The 424-nt window shown below is 85.6% G+C and carries 1 protein-coding gene; it reads left to right on the top strand.

All coding sequences use genetic code 11. The features are described 5' to 3' along the window. Positions 1-27: 27 nt before the first annotated feature. On the top strand, positions 28-424 hold a 397-nt coding region (locus tag A4V12_RS39680), incomplete at its 3' end, for a maltokinase N-terminal cap-like domain-containing protein (RefSeq protein WP_350497999.1).

Raw genomic sequence — 424 nt, 5'->3', positions numbered from 1 at the left:
GGCGGCAAGGACTGGGCCGCGCCCGAAGTGGAGCCCGTACTGGTGGAGACCGTGTGCGCCGACGGGCCGCGGCTGCTGCTGGTCGTCGTGCGCACCGAGCACGACGAGTGGTACCAGCTGCTGGTCGGCGAGCGCGACGCGGTGCCGGCGGGCCTCACCGGCGCGGTCATCGGGCCGAGCGGCGGGGCGCTGCTGTACGAGGCGACCGGCGACCCCGGGCTGGTGGGGGGGGTGCTCGGCCGGGTCGCGGGGGGGGGGGCGGGGGGGGGGGGGGGGGTTCCCCCGCCGCCCCGGGCGGGCCCCCCCGCCCGGGGGGCGCCCCGCGCCGCCCCCCCCCCCCCCTTAGGGCCCCCCCCCCCCCCCCCCCCCCCCCCCCCCCCCCCCCCCCCCCCCCCGGCCCCCCCCCGCCGCCCCCCCGCCCGCC

The organism is Streptomyces noursei (assembly GCF_001646665.1).
Lineage (GTDB): Bacteria > Actinomycetota > Actinomycetes > Streptomycetales > Streptomycetaceae > Streptomyces > Streptomyces lavendulocolor.
Note: the sequence above shows the minus strand (reverse complement) of the source record. Positions and strands in the feature narration are given on the sequence as shown.